14 protein-coding genes and 1 pseudogene are annotated in these 17,596 nt (G+C 42.9%); 13 read left to right on the top strand and 2 right to left on the bottom strand.

All coding sequences use genetic code 11. The features are described 5' to 3' along the window. Window positions 1-170: 170 nt before the first annotated feature. Window positions 171-434, bottom strand: a complete 264-nt coding sequence (locus tag NT010_07370; protein ID MCX5805870.1) for a MoaD/ThiS family protein — start codon at window positions 432-434, stop codon at window positions 171-173. A gap of 393 nt (window positions 435-827) precedes the next feature. On the opposite strand from NT010_07370, the pseudogene NT010_07365 reads away from it, so the two are divergent. The 13 genes and pseudogenes from NT010_07365 (at window position 828) to typA (ending at window position 16,710) form a co-directional block, all read left to right on the top strand. Then, window positions 828-1,100: pseudogene (locus tag NT010_07365) on the top strand (BrnT family toxin). Further along, window positions 1,087-1,353: a hypothetical protein gene (locus tag NT010_07360; protein MCX5805869.1), complete on the top strand. Its 267-nt coding sequence runs from the start codon at window positions 1,087-1,089 to the stop codon at window positions 1,351-1,353. The pseudogene NT010_07365 and the gene NT010_07360 overlap by 14 nt, the downstream one beginning before the upstream one ends. 347 nt (window positions 1,354-1,700) lie before the next feature. Then, window positions 1,701-3,995 carry a carbamoyltransferase HypF gene (hypF, locus tag NT010_07355; GenBank protein MCX5805868.1) on the top strand — a complete coding sequence of 765 codons (2,295 nt, stop codon included), beginning with the start codon at window positions 1,701-1,703 and terminating at the stop codon, window positions 3,993-3,995. Window positions 3,996-4,057: 62 nt separating this feature from the next. Then, entirely contained in the window at window positions 4,058-4,288 is a 231-nt protein-coding gene (locus NT010_07350; GenBank protein MCX5805867.1) for a HypC/HybG/HupF family hydrogenase formation chaperone, read from the top strand. Window positions 4,289-4,302: 14 nt separating this feature from the next. After that, on the top strand, window positions 4,303-5,388 hold the full coding sequence (gene hypD, locus NT010_07345; protein MCX5805866.1) for a hydrogenase formation protein HypD: 1,086 nt from the start codon (window positions 4,303-4,305) through the stop codon (window positions 5,386-5,388). Between the two features lie 10 nt (window positions 5,389-5,398). Continuing rightward, complete coding sequence (hypE, locus tag NT010_07340) at window positions 5,399-6,418, top strand: hydrogenase expression/formation protein HypE (GenBank protein MCX5805865.1); 1,020 nt, start codon at window positions 5,399-5,401, stop codon at window positions 6,416-6,418. A 377-nt stretch (window positions 6,419-6,795) separates the two neighbouring features. Next, window positions 6,796-7,101, top strand: a complete 306-nt coding sequence (locus NT010_07335; GenBank protein ID MCX5805864.1) for a response regulator — start codon at window positions 6,796-6,798, stop codon at window positions 7,099-7,101. A gap of 42 nt (window positions 7,102-7,143) precedes the next feature. Further along, the gene (locus NT010_07330) at window positions 7,144-9,735 is read left to right on the top strand and encodes a PAS domain S-box protein (GenBank protein ID MCX5805863.1); all 2,592 of its coding nucleotides are present in this window, start codon (window positions 7,144-7,146) and stop codon (window positions 9,733-9,735) included. A gap of 82 nt (window positions 9,736-9,817) precedes the next feature. Then, window positions 9,818-10,651: a carboxylating nicotinate-nucleotide diphosphorylase gene (gene nadC, locus NT010_07325; GenBank protein ID MCX5805862.1), complete on the top strand. Its 834-nt coding sequence runs from the start codon at window positions 9,818-9,820 to the stop codon at window positions 10,649-10,651. 67 nt (window positions 10,652-10,718) lie between these two features. Next, the gene (gene nadA, locus NT010_07320) at window positions 10,719-11,759 is read left to right on the top strand and encodes a quinolinate synthase NadA (protein MCX5805861.1); all 1,041 of its coding nucleotides are present in this window, start codon (window positions 10,719-10,721) and stop codon (window positions 11,757-11,759) included. Window position 11,760: 1 nt separating this feature from the next. After that, window positions 11,761-13,329, top strand: a complete 1,569-nt coding sequence (nadB, locus tag NT010_07315; GenBank protein MCX5805860.1) for an L-aspartate oxidase — start codon at window positions 11,761-11,763, stop codon at window positions 13,327-13,329. A 301-nt stretch (window positions 13,330-13,630) separates the two neighbouring features. Beyond that, a complete protein-coding gene (locus NT010_07310) occupies window positions 13,631-14,698 on the top strand; it encodes a trypsin-like serine protease (GenBank protein ID MCX5805859.1) in 1,068 nt (355 codons plus the stop codon). A gap of 194 nt (window positions 14,699-14,892) precedes the next feature. Next, window positions 14,893-16,710 carry a translational GTPase TypA gene (typA, locus tag NT010_07305; protein ID MCX5805858.1) on the top strand — a complete coding sequence of 606 codons (1,818 nt, stop codon included), beginning with the start codon at window positions 14,893-14,895 and terminating at the stop codon, window positions 16,708-16,710. 24 nt (window positions 16,711-16,734) lie between these two features. On the opposite strand, the gene NT010_07300 is transcribed toward typA, so the two are convergent. Then, window positions 16,735-17,583 carry a class I SAM-dependent methyltransferase gene (locus tag NT010_07300; protein ID MCX5805857.1) on the bottom strand — a complete coding sequence of 283 codons (849 nt, stop codon included), beginning with the start codon at window positions 17,581-17,583 and terminating at the stop codon, window positions 16,735-16,737. Window positions 17,584-17,596: the final 13 nt, after the last annotated feature.

Genomic DNA, 17,596 nt, shown 5'->3' with positions numbered 1-17,596 from the left:
TCTGACCCACGAACTGGCCATCTGATAATGACCGTTCACGCCTTGACCGACCTGACCACCCACACAACCTACCTTTTAAGAAACCTATCAAATTGTATTCCCTTTGTCTATTGGTGTCTTGTATAATAGTACGAGCCCTTAGTATTGTCTTTGGTTTTCTGCAAGATTACCTACCTCATCATAAGCACCAGGACAGAAAGAGAGTCACCGTCTTTTACCGGATACTTCAGTTCCTGCGGGAATGTAGTTTGTCCGTTAACATAGATTTCCACATGGTACTTCAGCTTATCTTCTTTTGCAAATATCATTTTTTTTATATGGGGATAGCGTTCTATTACGCATTTCACACAGTCTCCTACCGTGTTTCCCTCAACATCCAGAATGGTTTCAACATCATTATTCAGGACCGGATGGAGCGTTACCTTAATGCTCATACGTTGCCTCCAGTGTAAATTTCATTAATAACAACCTTATCGAAACATGTATTTTGTGCTCTTTATCTATAACGCCTTAATAATCGAGTGATTATCAATTCTCTTTTTTCGATCAATTTTCACAATTTATTTTATGCATCGCTATATTAACAAATATATTGCAGCAGTTAAAGAGGCAATCGCTATACTTAGGTGATGTTTCTTAAAAAGATGTGGGAACTTAGGGGACATTCCATAAAAAATAAATAACTTTTGAAACCAGAGGTTTCATTAAAAAACCATGACTGAATTAGTTAGCGTAGCCGATCGCCGCCATGTGGCCCTGGCTGACAATTGTGTTGAATGACTGAAAAACTTGGGGTATAAATCTAAGAATATGATATAATCTGAGATATGAAAATAGAATAGGACCCCGGAAAGGCAAAATCGAATCTTAAGAAACACGGAGTCTCATTCGAAGAAGCGGCAACGGCCCTGAGTGACCCCATGGGTGCAACCGGTGCCGATCCTGATCACTCCATAACTGAACAGCGCTATGTTACCTTCGGTGTTTCAGAAAAAGGTCGGCTTGTTGTGGCATCTCACACCGAGAAAGGTGAAATAATTCGAATCATAAGTGCCCGCAAAGCGAGCAAAGGAGAGCGAGAAGTCTATGAAGAAGGATAAAGAACCTGATAAAGACGAATTACGGGCGGAGTATAAGCGCTCTGATTTCCCTGCCGGCCTTGTACGGGGCAAATACGCAGAGCGCATGAAAGAATCATCTAATGTCATTGTTCTCAGGCCGGAGGTTGCTCAGGCGTTCCCAAATGAAGAGGCAGTCAATAATGCCCTTCTTTCACTCATTGATATTGCACAAAAAACAACGCGCCCAACAAGTCGTTCCACCGGATCGCCCAAAAAGCGAGCTTCCCGGTGAACAGCATTATGGCTCAATTAAAACTCAAAGAAGATATAAAATATGTCCGATATGCTAATTTAGAGCGATAGGTAAATAGTTCCGTTCGTTCTATTAATATATAGGCATCGACGGAAGGGAAGATGGAATGGATATCTCCATTCTTTTTACTTATCAAGATCGTTACACTTCATTTACGAAAAACCCATTTATTTGATTTCAAACCTTATTTGGTTTACATTTATCAGGATCATTGTTGGCAATAGATTCTTAAATCAGCGGTAAAAATACAGTGTCACGGAGCAATAAGTATTAAAACAAATATTAAGTCCAGAGGTCGAAATTCAAAATCCGTAGTCAGCAGCAGCATTTCCCGTTACCGTATTATTATTAAAGGCACAGTACAGGGTGTAGGCTTCCGCCCCTTTGTCTACCGGCTTGCAGGGATTCATAAGATCACAGGCAGTGTCCTTAACTCAAGCCGAGGTGTAATCATCGAAGCAGAAGGTGAGGAAAGCAACGTAAAATCTTTTATCAATGCCATTGAAGAACATCCCCCTGCGCTTTCGGAAATTAGCGATTTCAAAGTGACGAAGCAGCCTCCCATCGGTTTTATTACCTTTGAAATATTAAAAAGCAGCCCTGATCAGGAAAATGAAGTCCTTATACCGCCGGATATGGCAACCTGCCCGGACTGCGGCAGGGAGATACTTGATCCCGAAGACCGCCATTATCAATATCCATTCACCAACTGTACCAATTGCGGTCCGAGATTTACCATTATAGAAGAAGTCCCCTATGACCGTCCCAAAACCTCCATGAAAACATTCGGGATGTGCCGTGACTGCGCAAAGGAATACAACAACCCCCTTGACAGAAGGTTTCATGCCCAGCCTGTTGCATGTCCGGTATGCGGACCTCGTATTCAAATAACCGATAACAAAGGCAGCCCTGTGTCCGATGATAATAACCGGTTCGATTTAGTATGGAAGATACTTAGGAAAGGAAAAATCCTGGCCTTAAAGAGCCTCGGTGGTTTTCACCTCGTCTGTGACGCAAGAAACGAAGAAGCAATAAATATGCTGCGTATTCGTAAAGCAAGGAAGGCGAAACCTTTTGCCGTGATGTGCAAAGATATGAAAACTGTCCGCAAATACTGTGTTGTTAATAAAGACGAGGCAAGGTTTTTAACTTCATTGCAGGCACCGATTGTAATATTAAAGAAAAAAGTGCACTTCAGCCTGCCGGATGAACTTGCCCCAGGATTAAATACACTGGGTGTTATGCTGCCCTATACCCCGCTGCATCTGCTGCTTTTCAGCGGGCCCTTTGATATCCTTGTTATGACGAGCGGTAATTACAGTGAACTGCCTCTTGTAAAAGACAATAAAAATGCCCTCAATGAGCTTTCGGCAATAGCCGATTATTTTCTGCTTCATAACAGAGACATCGTTAACCGGTGTGACGATTCTCTCATCCAGGTCATTGACGGAGAGATAAGCTTTTTTAGGAGATCGAGGGGATATACCCCCCAGCCGATTCCGATCTTGCGGAAAAAGGCCTCGCCGGTTATTCTCGGTATTGGCGGAGAAATGAAAAACAGCTTCTGTATCCTGAAACAGGATAATGCATTTATGAGCCAGTATATAGGTGAGATAGACACACTCGAAGGAGAGGAAAATCTTTTTGACAGCCTTGCAAACTTTCAAAGATTAATAGGCATAAAACCTGAAATCGTTGCCTGTGATGCCCATCCGGATTACGCCTCATCCACTATAGCCCGCACAATACCTGCAAAGAGCCATGTTGAAGTCCAGCACCATCATGCACATTTTGCGAGTTGCATGGCAGAAAACAATATTGATAACGAAGAGACCATAGGAATCATCCTTGACGGTACCGGTTATGGGAATGATGGAAATATCTGGGGATTTGAAGTATTCAAAGGCAATTATCTCGGTTTTGAACGTATGTTCCATCTTGCCTATGTTATGCTTCCTGGCAATGAGATTGCAATACGCCAACCCTGGCGGACAGCATGCAGCTATCTTACAACCTTCCTCGGCGACAAAGGGAAAGAACATGCAAGAACGGTCTTCCCGGACAAGGATATTGATATTGTCGAGCAGCTAATATCAGGCAGCTTCAACTCACCTCTCTCCTGCGGCTGCGGCAGGCTCTTTGATGCAGTATCGGCTATACTCGGGATCTGTCAGGAAAATACCTACGAAGGGCAGGCTGCAATTGAACTAAGTGAAATTGCTTTAAAGGCAGCTAAAAATACATTGAAAGCATCATATGCATATACAATTATCGGCGGTACAATTTCCCCCAGGGAATTGCTGGAGGGTATAATAGATGATAAATCGGCAGGGATTCCAATAGAAGCAATCTCGGTAAAATTTCATAATACCCTGGTGAATATTATCTGTGATGCAGCCGGGAGGATATCTGTGCTGACAGGGCTAAAAAAAGTGGTTCTGAGTGGTGGAACGTGGCACAATGAGTACCTTTTCAGAACAACCATTAAGTCTTTACGAAGACAAGGTTTTCATGTATTCTTTCACAGACACGTTCCGACAAACGATGGCGGTATAGCACTCGGCCAGGCCATGATTGCTCACTGGATGTGGAAAAGCGGCACAATCACAGAAGATGTATAAGAAGCACGAAGCAAGAGGAAATTTTACGACTGACAGCAACAGCTAATGCGGAGGTTAACAACATGTGTCTTGGAGTACCGGGAAGAGTAATAGAAATCAACGTACAGGAGAACTGGGCTGTCATCGAGGCCTTTGGCGTTAAAAGCAAAATATATACGCCTCTTATCGAGGAAGAGATAGCTTTAGGCGATTACCTGATGGTTCATGCCGGGTATGCAATCGGAAAAATCGATACTGAGGAGGCTGGCCTGACATTAAAAATGCTGGAGGAGTTTGCACAAATTGATGCATAATCCAGGGGTTTTATATGAACATTGAACTCAGCAAAAAATTGCTGGATCAGCTTATAAAGCTGTCCGGCACCGTATCCGATAAACTTGGGCGCCGGGTTACATTGATGGAAGTTTGCGGCACCCATACTACTGCCATATCCAAAAGCGGCCTTCGTGGGTTGCTGTCTCCCTACATGGAACTTCTCAGCGGTCCAGGATGTCCGGTATGCGTGACAGACCAGACGGATATTGATAGAATGATCGCCTTTGCCAGGTTGCCTGGAGTTGTCATTGCAAGCTTCGGTGATATGATACGTGTTCCAGGCACATATACCTCGCTGGAGGTCGAACGTGCCAGGGGCGCCGGCATTGAGATATGCTATTCTCCCCATGAAGCTCTATCATACGCAGCGCAGCATATCGACAAAGAAAGTGTTTTTCTGGGCGTGGGTTTTGAAACAACTGCCCCTGCTGTTGCCTTAAGCGTAATGGAAGCAAAGGCGCTGGGTATAAAAAATTATTCTGTCCTGTCAGTGCATAAACTTGTTCCGCCTGCAATGAAGGCGCTCCTTGCCGATCCCGAACTCAACGTTGATGGTTTTATCCTGCCCGGGCATGTATCTGTGATAACAGGCAGAAAGACCTTTGATTTTATTGCATCCGAATATGGCATACCGGCGGTGATAACAGGATTCGAAACTGTTGACATCATGGAGGCCATAGCGCTGCTCCTAAAACAGATAGTCGATAAAAAGGCGCAAACAATAAACGGTTACACGCGGCTTGTCAGTGAAGAGGGCAATATCCGGGCTAAAAAAGCTATTGAAGAGATTTTTGAACCACAAGACGCACTTTGGCGGGGATTCGGCCTGATTCCCGAAAGCGGACTTGTATTTAAAAAAGCATATGCAGATTTTGATGCTGCTGCCCGGTTTTACGTAGAAGTTCCGAATGCCTTGCCGCCAGAAGGGTGTTCCTGCGGTGAGGTGTTAAAGGGCAAGATTAAGCCTGGTCAATGTCCTCTGTTTTCCATCGTATGTACTCCTTCAGACCCGATAGGACCTTGCATGGTTTCATCGGAAGGAGCCTGTGCGGCGTATTTTAACTACGGTGATGAGTAAAAGGAGAAAAATGACTTCTCAGAAAAATAACGACATTATCCTTCTTTCCCATGGTGACGGCGGGCTGCTTACACACCAGCTCCTGGAGAAATATTTTTTACCTTGCTTTAACAATTCACTTCTGGAAGGACTTGCTGATGCAGCTACATTCCCTGTCAGACAAGGGAAAATGGCAATCACAACAGATTCTTTTGTTGTTGACCCCATATTCTTTCCCGGTGGAGACATTGGAAAGCTTGCCGTATGCGGTACCGTAAACGATCTTGCCGTAAGCGGTGCAAAGCCGCTCTATCTGACGGCATCATTTATAATTGAAGAGGGGTTTGCCGTTGTCGATTTAGAACGGATCATTGCATCTATGTCGCAAGCCTGCCGTCAAGCAGATGTTATGATCGTTGCCGGAGATACAAAGGTTGTCGGACGGACTCAGGCAGATAAAATCTTTATTACCACTGCCGGTATAGGTTATATGCTTCCCGAAGCTGATCTGGGTTATAACCGTATAGAGCCGGGAGATGTGATAATCGTAAACGGGCCTATGGGGAATCACGGCCTTTCTGTTTTACTCGAACGTCAATCCTTCAGTTTTGACACAAAAATATTAAGTGATTGTGCACCTCTTAACATGTTTACGGAAGGGCTTATCAAAAAGTTTAAGGGCATTAAATTCATGAGGGATTTAACGCGGGGCGGACTTGCCACATGCGTAAAGGAGATAGCCTTGTCTGCAGGAGTGGACATGAAGCTTAACGAACCCGATATCCCCATTGATGATGAGGTAAAAGGGATTACTGAAACCCTTGGGCTCGACCCGCTTTATCTTGCTAATGAAGGTAAATTCCTGATTATAGCCGCAGAGAAAGAAGCCGACAGTATTCTGGATTATTTGAGAGAAGATTTTTGTGCCCGCCAATCGGGCATAATAGGCCATGTCGGGGCAGGGAAGGGCAATGTCTACCTGAAGACTGCCCTGGGTGGAACAAGAAGGCTTACTATGCTCACAGGTGCTCCTCTGCCGAGAATCTGTTAAGCTGCCAGTCTTTAAAACTGTATTATTCAATCAATTGATTCTTCGAAGCCCTGCTTCGGGGTGACCACATTCCCTCGCCCCTTGAGGGAGAGGGCAGAGTGAGGGGGGAATAATCATGTTCCCCATTCCTCTGATACCTCGCAGTTCTGCTGCAGGGAGGTCCATTACATCTGTCCTGTCTGATTTAAATGATGGGCTTTTTTGGACAGGATTATGATATAAAATTGCAGGAAACTCCATATATTGTTTAAGTAACCGGCCGTGTTCCCGAAAATATTATTAGATATTAAAAAATGTTTATGATTACTATAAAAATAAGCATAAAATGACGGAACATTCGGATATTCCAGAGGCAATTATTGGAGAAAATATTTCAAATGGCTCGTAAATTCATTCATAAGTTTGCAGAGTTAGGAATTTTCCCGAAATTACTATTTTCATTTCTGATGCTCCCTGACATTATGTTTCTTGACTTTAAGTTGCCTAAGATGAATGGAATTGAGGTATGCAAAAGGTTAAAATCTGATGAAAGAACAAGACATATCCCTATTATTATACTTTCGGCAAAGGCGCAATCCTTTGAAATTCAGCAGGGGTTAGATGCAGGGGCAGATAAATATCTTTGTAAACCTGTGAGTTTTCCCGACATTCTTAAAGAGATTCTGACTTTTGAAACAAATTAGCTGAAGTATGCCGGTATAATAGATTTTAAGGAGTTTGTATTTATGGTAGTGGATGATGTAAAAAAAGATAAGCTGCAACGCCGCACGCTTCAGGAATATATCTTCGACCTTGAAGATGCCAAGGAAAAGGCTGAAGAACTTTCGGCTGCCAATGAGAAGCTTAGGCAATCCCAGGATTTCCTCATGGCTGTTCTGGACAGTACAACCCATGGCATATGTCTTATTAAGAATCATATGATTATCTGGTGCAATAATGCTTTTACAGATATTCTGGGCTGGGAACAGGAAGATTTGATAGGCCGAAAAACTGATATTATATTTTATGGCGATGAAGAGCAGGCAAATATTGACAGTATAATTTACGATGAATCCCTTACAGACAGACTTTTGACATTTGAATATGAGTTTTTGCACAGAGATGGCTATCGCGTCCCCTGTGTGGCAAATGGACGTCCGCTTGATGACAATGATATTTCCAAGGGATATGTATTTTCAATTACCAATTTTACCGAATTAAAAAGTACTGAAATAGCATTAAAAGATGCATATAAAGAACTGGAAGAACGTACTTACGAGTTACTGAAGGCAAATATGGAATTAAACATAGAAATAAAGGAGCATAAAAAAACAGAAGACAAATTAAACCAATACCGGAACAATCTTGAAGAACTGGTAACAAAACGAACAACAGAGCTCAAACAAACCAATGAAAAACTTCAACAGGAAATATCCGAGCGCAGGCAGCAGGAGGAAACACTCAATAAGCTGGAAGAACTTGAATCATCTATTTTGGACGCAATCCCACATGCTGTTATAGGTTTGAAAGAACGCATCATCATATTTGCCAACAATTCAGTGGAAGAGGTTTTCGGCTGGAAGCCGGAAGAATTAATTGGTAAACGCACGAGGATACTCTACAGGACAGATACAGACTATGAACAGATAGGCGGTATATACAATATTCTGGAAAAACAGAAAGTCCACAGCATTGAGGTTTACTGTCGTCACAAAGACGGGAGAGACATTATATGCAAGTTGAGTGTTGCGAGAATTGGAACAAATCTGGCAGAAAAACAGATTGTCGTTATGTACGAGGATGTTACTGATAAAAAAAGGATTGAAAATTTCCTCAGGGAAAGCGAAGAAAAATACCGTAATATTTTTGAAAATACCATAGAAGGCATTCTCCAGGTAACCCCTGACGGGCATATATGGAACGCCAACCCAGCCCTTGTGCGTTTATATAAAGCCGATTCGCTGCATGAATTAATTAATGAAGTCAAAGACTTCGGTAAACTGTTTGTAGATTACTTACGTTGCGTAGAATTTAAACAATTGTTGATTGAACGTGGTATCGTCAAGGATTTTGAGGCACAGTTGTACTGTAAAAACAAAGATGTGATCTGGGTTTCTATTAATGCCCGTTCTGTTTTGGATGAAAGAGGAAATATTGATCTATATGAAGGTACTTTGCAGGATATTTCTGAACGCAAAAGACTTGAATCACAACTGCTTCAGTCTCAGAAGATGGAGGCTATAGGCACTTTAGCAGGTGGTGTTGCCCATGATATCAATAATATTCTGATGGGTATACAGGGGTACGCATCCCTCGCGCTTTTTAATCTTAATGAATCGCACCCTAACTATGAAAAACTTAAGAGCATTGAAGAGCTCGTAAAAAGTGGCGCCGATCTGACAAGACAACTTCTTGGTTTTGCAAGGGGCGGAAGATATGAGGTTAAACCTTCCAATCTAAATGAAATCATTGCAAAAACATCAGCCATGTTCGGCCGCACAAAAAAAGAGATTACGATTCACACGAAATATGAGGAGAAGCCCTATATAGTGGATGCCGACCAGGGACAGATTGAGCAGGTCCTTGTAAATCTTTATGTAAATGCCTGGCAGGCCATGCCCGGAGGGGGTGAATTGTATATAGAAACACAAAACTATTTTCTCGATGAAAACCATGCAAAGGCTTCTTATATAAAGTTTGGCGAATACCTTAGGATATCTGTAACCGATACGGGCATCGGCATGGACAATAAAACAAAAGAAAGGATTTTTGAGCCATTCTTTACAACGAAAGAGATGGGGCGCGGAACCGGTCTCGGACTTGCTTCAGTGTACGGTATTGTTAAGAATCATGGTGGATTTATTAACGTCTATAGCGAAAAAGGACATGGAAGCACATTCAGTATATACCTCCCTGCTTCAGAAAAGGCAGTACAAAAAGAAGAATTATTTGTTTCAAATATCATGAAAGGGACAGAAACAATACTTCTCGTTGATGACGAAGAAGCAATTATTGATGTTAATAAAAATTTTCTTGAGCTGCTCGGATACAATGTCATAATTGCAAGAAGCGGCAGGGAAGCCATTGAAACATATAAAAAAAGAACTGATGCTATTGATCTTGTTATTCTGGATATGATTATGCCTGATATGGGTGGTGCAGAAACCTTTGAATTTCTAAAAATGGTTAATCCCGATGTTAAGGCAATTCTTTCAACAGGCTACAGTATTAACGGTCAGGCAGCCGGCATTATTAATAATGGCTGCAAAGCCTTTATTCAAAAACCTTTCAGTATACAAGAACTGTCACAAAAAATCAGAAAGGTCATCGAAGAGTAGCATAATTTCTTTTGTAAAAAACATAATCCGGTAAAGTCTTTAGTTGACTCATGCTGGTTGCAGTTTTATAATATCAACCTGTATGAAGGATAACGACAGTATAGAAGATAGTATAAAGGCATATCTTAAAGAAGATATCGGGACAGGTGATATCACTACAAATTCCATTGTTTCCGAGAATCATACCTCAAGGGCACGTATTATAGCAAAAGAAGATGGCATAATTGCGGGAAACATGTTTGCTGCAGCGGTTTTTATGCTGCTGGACAATCAGATCAGGTACGAAGAAGTAAAATGGGACGGTGAACATGTGGAAAAGGGTGATATTATTGCCGTTGTTGAGGGAAAGACGCGTGCCATTCTTACCGGAGAGAGGGTTGCCTTAAACATTCTCCAAAGACTATCCGGCATAGCCACACTTACAAGACAGTTTGCAGATGCCATAAAAGGTACGGGAACAAAGATACTTGATACGAGAAAAACCTCCCCGGGACATAGAATAGCGGAAAAATATGCAGTCAAAATGGGCGGGGGTACCAATCACAGGATGGATTTAAGCGAGATGGCCTTGATTAAGGAAAACCATATAGCTGCTGCCGGTTCTATTAAAGAAGCGGTGGAAAGGGTTCGTTCACATTCGAATGTTCCTGTTGAAGTGGAAGTAAAAAATATGACAGAGTTGAAAGAGGCGCTGGAGGAACGGGTTGACCGGATACTTCTTGACAACTGGGATGTTGAGTCAACACGTGATGCTGTTTTGTATGTTAACAAACGTATTCCCCTTGAATCATCTGGAAACATGACTCTTGAAAGGGTTGCAGAGTTTGCAAAAACAGGCGTTGATTTTATATCAATTGGTGCGTTGACGCATTCCTATAAGTCTCTTGATATAAGCTTACTCCATGAAGGAGTCTAAACTGTTTAAAGAGCTCATTTGGCCATTTGAACTGTTATGTTTTAACGGTTGTATATGAGGTAGTATTATGGGAAATGTCGATGTACTCGAAAGAATAAAAGCTGCAAAAGAAAAGCTTGGAAAAGATTTAGTAATACTTGCCCATTACTATCAGCACCATGATATTGTAAGCGTTGCCGATTTTATCGGTGATTCATTGCAATTAGCCCAGACTGCTTCAAAACAGAAAGATGCCCGCTATATAGTGTTTTGTGCTGTTTCTTTTATGGCAGAGTCGGCTAGGATTCTTTGCAATCCGGATCAGGAGGTGTTCCATCCCGAACCGGACGCAAAATGTCCATTAGCAGAAATGGCAAATATTGACGATGTAGAAAAAGCATGGGCTGCCATTCAAAAGACAGGCAACAAAATTGTCCCTGTCGTTTATGTCAATTCCAATGCTGATTTGAAGGCCTTTTGCGGGCGAAATGGAGGCCTTGCATGCACTTCTTCTAATGCAAAAAAAGTCATGGAGCATATTTTATCAGAAAACAGTATCCCCTTCTTCTTTCCTGATGAAAACCTCGGCAGGAATACGGCGCACGCCATGGGCATCAACGACAGTGAAGTATATCTCTGGGATCCTTATGCAAACTGCGGAGACATACAGGCAGAATCTTTGGAAAAAGCACGGATTTTTCTCTGGAGGGGGTTTTGCATCATCCATACGGTATTCTCAACATCCGATGTGGAGCGCGTGAAAAAAGAACATGGCGGAATAAAAGTTGTTGTTCATCCTGAATGCATACCGGAGGTTGTTGATATATCGGATTTTAACGGTTCAACAAGTTTTATCAAGGACGTTGTAGAACGCTCTGAAGCCGGTTCAAAATGGGCAATCGGTACGGAAATAAATTTTGTAAACAGTATAAAAGCTGCGAATCCGGATAAACTTGTTATACCGCTAAAAACATCGGGATGCAGAGAAATGGCGAAAGTTACACCTGAAAAACTCCTTTATGTCCTCGAAGGTCTTATTGAGGGGAAACCCCTCGATCGTGTTTCAGTTGATGAATCATACATTGAACTTGCCCGGACAGCCTTAAAAAGAATGCTGGAGATTGCCTGAAATGAACCGTGACAATATAAGTTACTGCGATGTTCTCATTATCGGCTCAGGTATAGCAGGTCTTTCTGCTGCTATTACTGCAGCCGAATCAGGGCTTGATGTAATTGTAGTTACAAAAGCGTCTGTTGAAGAATCGAATACATTTTATGCCCAGGGAGGTATTGTTTCTATGGGCAAGGATGATTCTCCTGAGTTCCTTATTAAAGACATTATGGAAGCCGGCGACGGAATCTCGAATCTTGATGCCGTGAAAATGATCGCCTGTGAAGGACCTGTGCTGGTACAAGAATTCCTGATCGATAAGATTGGTGTACCTTTTTCGCGTACTAAAAACACAGAATATGAATATGCCAGAGAAGCAAGTCATTCGAAACGCCGGATTCTCCACTGTATGGATTCCACAGGAAAAGCCATCGAGGAGAGCCTTGTAAAATATGCAATGAACACTAAAAACATCAGAATATTCGCCAGTTACACAGCTATAGACCTTATGACAATCCCGCACCATTCCACTAACCCTGTTGCTCTTTATCTCGAACCGCAGTGCATTGGGGCCTATGTACTGAATAATATGAGTGAAAATGTGGAAAGAATATTCTCTTCATATACGATATTGGCCACAGGAGGGCCTGGAGGGATATATCTCCATACCACCAACCCGCCCGGCGCAACAGGAGATGGATTTGCCATGGCGCACAGGACCGGCGCCAGAATGATCAATATGGAATACATACAGTTTCATCCCACAAGCCTTTTTCATAAGGATGCAGATGGTTTTCTCATTTCCGAAGCTGTAAGGGGTGAAGGTGCAAGATTGAAAACAAGAGACGGTGAAACCTTCATGGAGAATTATTCCCCGCTGGGCGATCTTGCACCAAGGGACGAGGTATCAAGGGCAATATACGAAGAAATGATAAAGAGGGGAGATGCCTATGTGTATCTCGATATTGCCTCTTATGCAAAGATTGACATAAAGAAGAGGTTCCCGGCTATTTATGAAAGATGCCTTTCGCTGGATATAGATATGCTTAAAGGACCTGTGCCCGTAGTTCCGGCAGCCCATTACGGCTGCGGCGGCATTCTGGTAAATAATGATGGAAAAACATCCTTAAAAAAACTTTACGCTGCAGGAGAAGTGACTGCAACAGGCATACATGGAGCAAACAGACTTGCCTCTACATCGCTGCTTGAAGGATTGGTCTGGGGAATAAGATCTGCCCGGCATATAACAAATAACTTTGACAATGCAAAACCTTACAAGGAATCGGAAATCCCGCCCTGGCGTTTTCCTGCGATAGAGGAAGAGGCTGACCCGGCGCTCATACAGCAGGATTGGCTGAGTATAAGGTCGACCATGTGGAATTATGTTGGTATCATACGTACTGTAAAAAGATTGGAAAGGGCTATAGAAGACCTTGGATACTTAAAAAACAGGATTGACGACTTCTACCGCAGGGCCCATCTTGAACCTATGGTAATAAACCTGAGGAACGGCATCAGGACCGCACTTATCGTAGCCGAAGCTGCCTTTACAAACCGCAGCAGCAGAGGCGCCCATTTTATAAAGTAGATATCACAGACTAATGTTTCGCAGTTCCTTGTGATATTTTCTGCTTATGATATCAAATTGTCCTTAATATTACGATGTCTGTCACAGGTGAATTATAACTGCAATCATGTAATCACCATGATTTAGAAATATTTGCCAATATCCTACACGATTTGTATTAAATATCCTACAGACAAAAAGCTAATATTGTTATACAAGATTATTCATATGGAATGATAGGATGTATATAAGTGTGGAGCGAAGTATTAAAATGCATCCCATTCATTCAGCCAGGATGTTGAGTAATAGGGAGGAAAGGCATATGATGAAAACCGGGTTTATTGTTATCAGGGTATTGGTTTTATTCTTGTTTGTTAGTTTTGTCCTGCCCGGATTTGTTTTGGCTGCAACAAATATACAGCTTGATACAGGATCTTTATCCCCCCTTCTTTCCACAGTTGAAAATCCCAATAACTACATAGTTAGCCCCGGGACCGGGCTTGATGGTGTAGCCAGACTATATGTGAGTTTTAATGGAAATCGCTATGGCGGTTCGGGAGTGCTTCTTGCAGGAGGGCAATATCTCCTTACTGCGGCACATATGGTGGATAACGGTACCAGCTTTGCCACTTCTTTTACCGCCGAATTCAAAGGCGGAACTGTAACCAGGACTGCTTCTCAATATTATTTACCGACAGGATGGACAACTACACGCAAATTTGATAATGGATATGATATTGCCATTGTCAAACTTACAGATTCTGTACCTGCAGCAAGTGTTACAGGCTATAACATATATAGCGGTAATGCCTTACACGAAAATATAAATCTGGCGGGCTACGGCATAGGTGGTACCGGTGCGCTTGGTACCAATTTTAACTCATACCCTTTTGGGCAATTAAGGACCGGACAGAATACTTATGAGGCTTATTGGAATATTATGGGCAGCTATGGACTTGTACCTGGATCCACATATGGATCAATATTTGCCTATGATTTCGACGATGGCAGCGATTATTATAACACTATTCAAAAAGGATTTGGCATTACAAGTACCACGGGCCTGAACATAAACGAGGTGCTTGCTACACCTGGAGATTCCGGAGGGCCAAGTTTTTTCAACGGCCAAATCGCCGGTATCCACTCTTTTTATGCCAGCTACGGTAAACCTTATGATCTTGACAGTAATCTGAATGCCACCTTCGGTGAGTTGGGAGGAGATACTAATGTTGCCTACTTTGCCAGTTGGATTAACCAGATCACTGCGACCCCTGTTCCGACCCCTGTTCCTGTTCCCGGTGCGATATGGCTTCTTACACCTGCGCTTGCCGGTATTTTTGGTGTGAAAAGAAGGATTGCAAAAGCAAAAGACATAGCGACCAGAGCTTAACATAAATCGAAAATATTCAAGACAAGGCTCTGTAATAGCAATTCATTAAGCGAATGCAGAACACCTTGCCTTTCTTTTAATCAGACCATAAAGTTCCGATAGGAAACTACTCTTGATTTATCACTGTTTTTGATGTATAATACAAATTCATTTCAAACCCGATCCGCTGTATCATCAGCACATTTAGAGGGAGTATGGAACAGAGCAGGATAAGAAATATTGCAATTATTGCACACGTTGACCACGGCAAGACTACACTTGTCGACCAACTATTCAGACAGAGCGGGCTTTTCCGGGACAACCAGGTAGTGGAAGAACGGCTTATGGACTCGATGGACCTTGAGCGAGAGAGGGGTATTACCATTGCTTCTAAAAACGGTTCTTTCCTCTATAAGGGACACCTTATCAATATTATAGATACCCCGGGTCATGCCGATTTCGGAGGTCAGGTAGAACGTGTACTGAAAATGGCGGACGGCGTTCTTCTGCTCGTAGATGCAGCCGAAGGACCTATGCCTCAGACCTATTTTGTGCTGAAAAAGGCACTTGCTTTAGATCTGCCCGTGATTGTGGTGGTGAATAAAGTTGACAAACCGGCAGCGCGTTGCGACTGGGTAGTGGACGAAGTCTTCGATTTGTTCGTAAAACTTGAAGCGCCGGACAATATCCTTGATTTCCCCGTCATTTTTACTTCAGCAAAAGATGGATTTGCTACACTCGACCATAATACAAAAAGCAAGACCATGATCCCGCTCTTTGACATGATCATCGACGCTATTCCGGCGCCTGTAGGTGACCCGGACGGTCCTCTTCAGATGCTTGTCAGCTCACTCAGCTACTCAACGTTCCTGGGAAGGCTTGCCATAGGTAAGATCACCTCAGGAACACTCCGCATCGACAAAGAGGTAGCAGTGGCGTCACCGTATGCATCCCCTTCTCCTGCCAGAATAAGAAAGATCTACTGTTTTAAAGGAACGCAGATGGTTGAGACAGAAGAAGCAGGCGTAGGTGAAATAGCGGCTGTAGCAGGCATGGAATCCATTGCTATCGGCGAAACCCTTACTGATCCGCTAAACCCTGTGCCTCTCGTTGGCATTGTGGTGGACCCGCCGACGGTATCAATGAGTTTTGTACCAAACGACTCACCGTTCTACGGAAAAGAAGGCAGATTTGTCACTTCCAGGCACTTAAGAGACAGGCTTTTTAAAGAAACCCTCTCCGATGTTGCCCTTGTTGTGGAAGAACTTGAAGATATACAGGGCTATAAGGTCTCAGGCAGGGGAGAACTTCATCTTTCCATCCTTATTGAAAAAATGAGGAGAGAAGGATACGAATTCCAGGTCACGAGGCCCCAGGTTATATTCAAAGAGCAAGACGGGAAGTTATTGGAGCCTTACGAAGAGTTAATGGTTGATGTGGATGAGAACTACATGGGCAGGGTAATCGAAAACCTTGGCGGCAGAAAGGGGATTATGCTTAGCATGCATCAGGAAAACGGAATGGCCAGACTAAGGTACAAAATACCCACCAGAGGGCTATTAGGGTTTCGTTCGGAATTCCTCACTGAAACGCGTGGTATGGGTGTGATGAACTATATCTTCCTCGGATTTGATGTCTATGCCGGAGAGATCAAAAATAGAACGAGAGGCGTACTCATTGCCATGGAACAATGCACAACTGTGGCATACGCACTTTTTAATCTGCAGGAAAGAGGGAGGCTCTTTCTTGGTCCGGGTGAAAAAGTCTATGCAGGCCAGATTATAGGAGAACATTCCAGAGAGGCAGACATTATAGTCAATCCTGCTAAAGGCAAGAAGCTTACCAATATGAGAGCTGCCGGCTCTGATGATGCCGTGGTGTTGACGCCTTATACAAATATGAGTCTTGAAGAGTGCATATCTTATATCAATGATGACGAACTTGTTGAGATAACGCCTGAATCAATAAGACTCCGCAAAATGATTCTTGACGGCCTTGAACGAAAAAGGGCCAAAACTGCAGCAGCCTGCTGACAGAATAATTAGGTTTAAATATTATCAGGGAGCTACAGCGGTTAGAAAAAAACGATGGGCCATCATGCCCAGATCCTGGTTGCGATCAGAACCTGTAGTGATAGTTCCGTTGCTTTTTATTGAAATAAAACCGGCTTGTTTCAGAAGATCGGTTATTTGACCATATGTATAAAGGCGCTCGGCATAGAACTGGTCGGCAATAACTCCTTTGCCCGCGTGTATGACAACTTCCCGGCATATCAGTCGGGTATTGTCTGAAGAAAGCGACCTCTCGCGGCAGACAAAATAATTCCGGTCTATCCATTCCCACGAACGCTGTGCATAGTTTGCCCTGAGCCACTCTCCGTCGGAAATATCCAAAAATAATTTTCCGTTTACACATAAAACGTCTTTTACAGACTCTAAAACTTTTAAATCATCTTCTTTACGTTCAAAATACCCATATGAGTTTCCTATGATAGAAACGCAGTCAAAAGATTTTTCAGGAAAACGTAACTTCCTGGTATCTCCTTTATGAAAAGCAATTGAAAATCCGGCTGAAGCAGCCCGTTTCCTGGCCAGTCGGATAAGGTACTGCGAAAGGTCAAGACCCGTTATATGAATGTATCCCCGCCTGGCAAGCTCAATACAGTGTCTTCCCTGGCCGCAGCACAGGTCCAAAAAACGGTTGTCAGGTTTAATGCCCGTCGCCTTAATTAAAATATTTACCTCAAGTTCCGTATTTTCCTTGTTTTCAACCACGTCACCGTCTGTCTTAAGATAAAGCGAATTAAATATCTTTTTCCACCAATCTGCAGGCAGATGCTTTTCAAGGTCTAATATTGGCCCACGGGTCCTGAGGTTCAAATTCTTATGAACAGTTTTCTTTGACAAACTAAGATGCCTC

The sequence above is a fragment of the Pseudomonadota bacterium genome, assembly GCA_026388275.1.
In the GTDB taxonomy this organism is placed as follows: domain Bacteria; phylum Desulfobacterota; class Syntrophorhabdia; order Syntrophorhabdales; family Syntrophorhabdaceae; genus JAPLKB01.
This window is presented reverse-complemented; position numbering and strand designations above follow the sequence as displayed.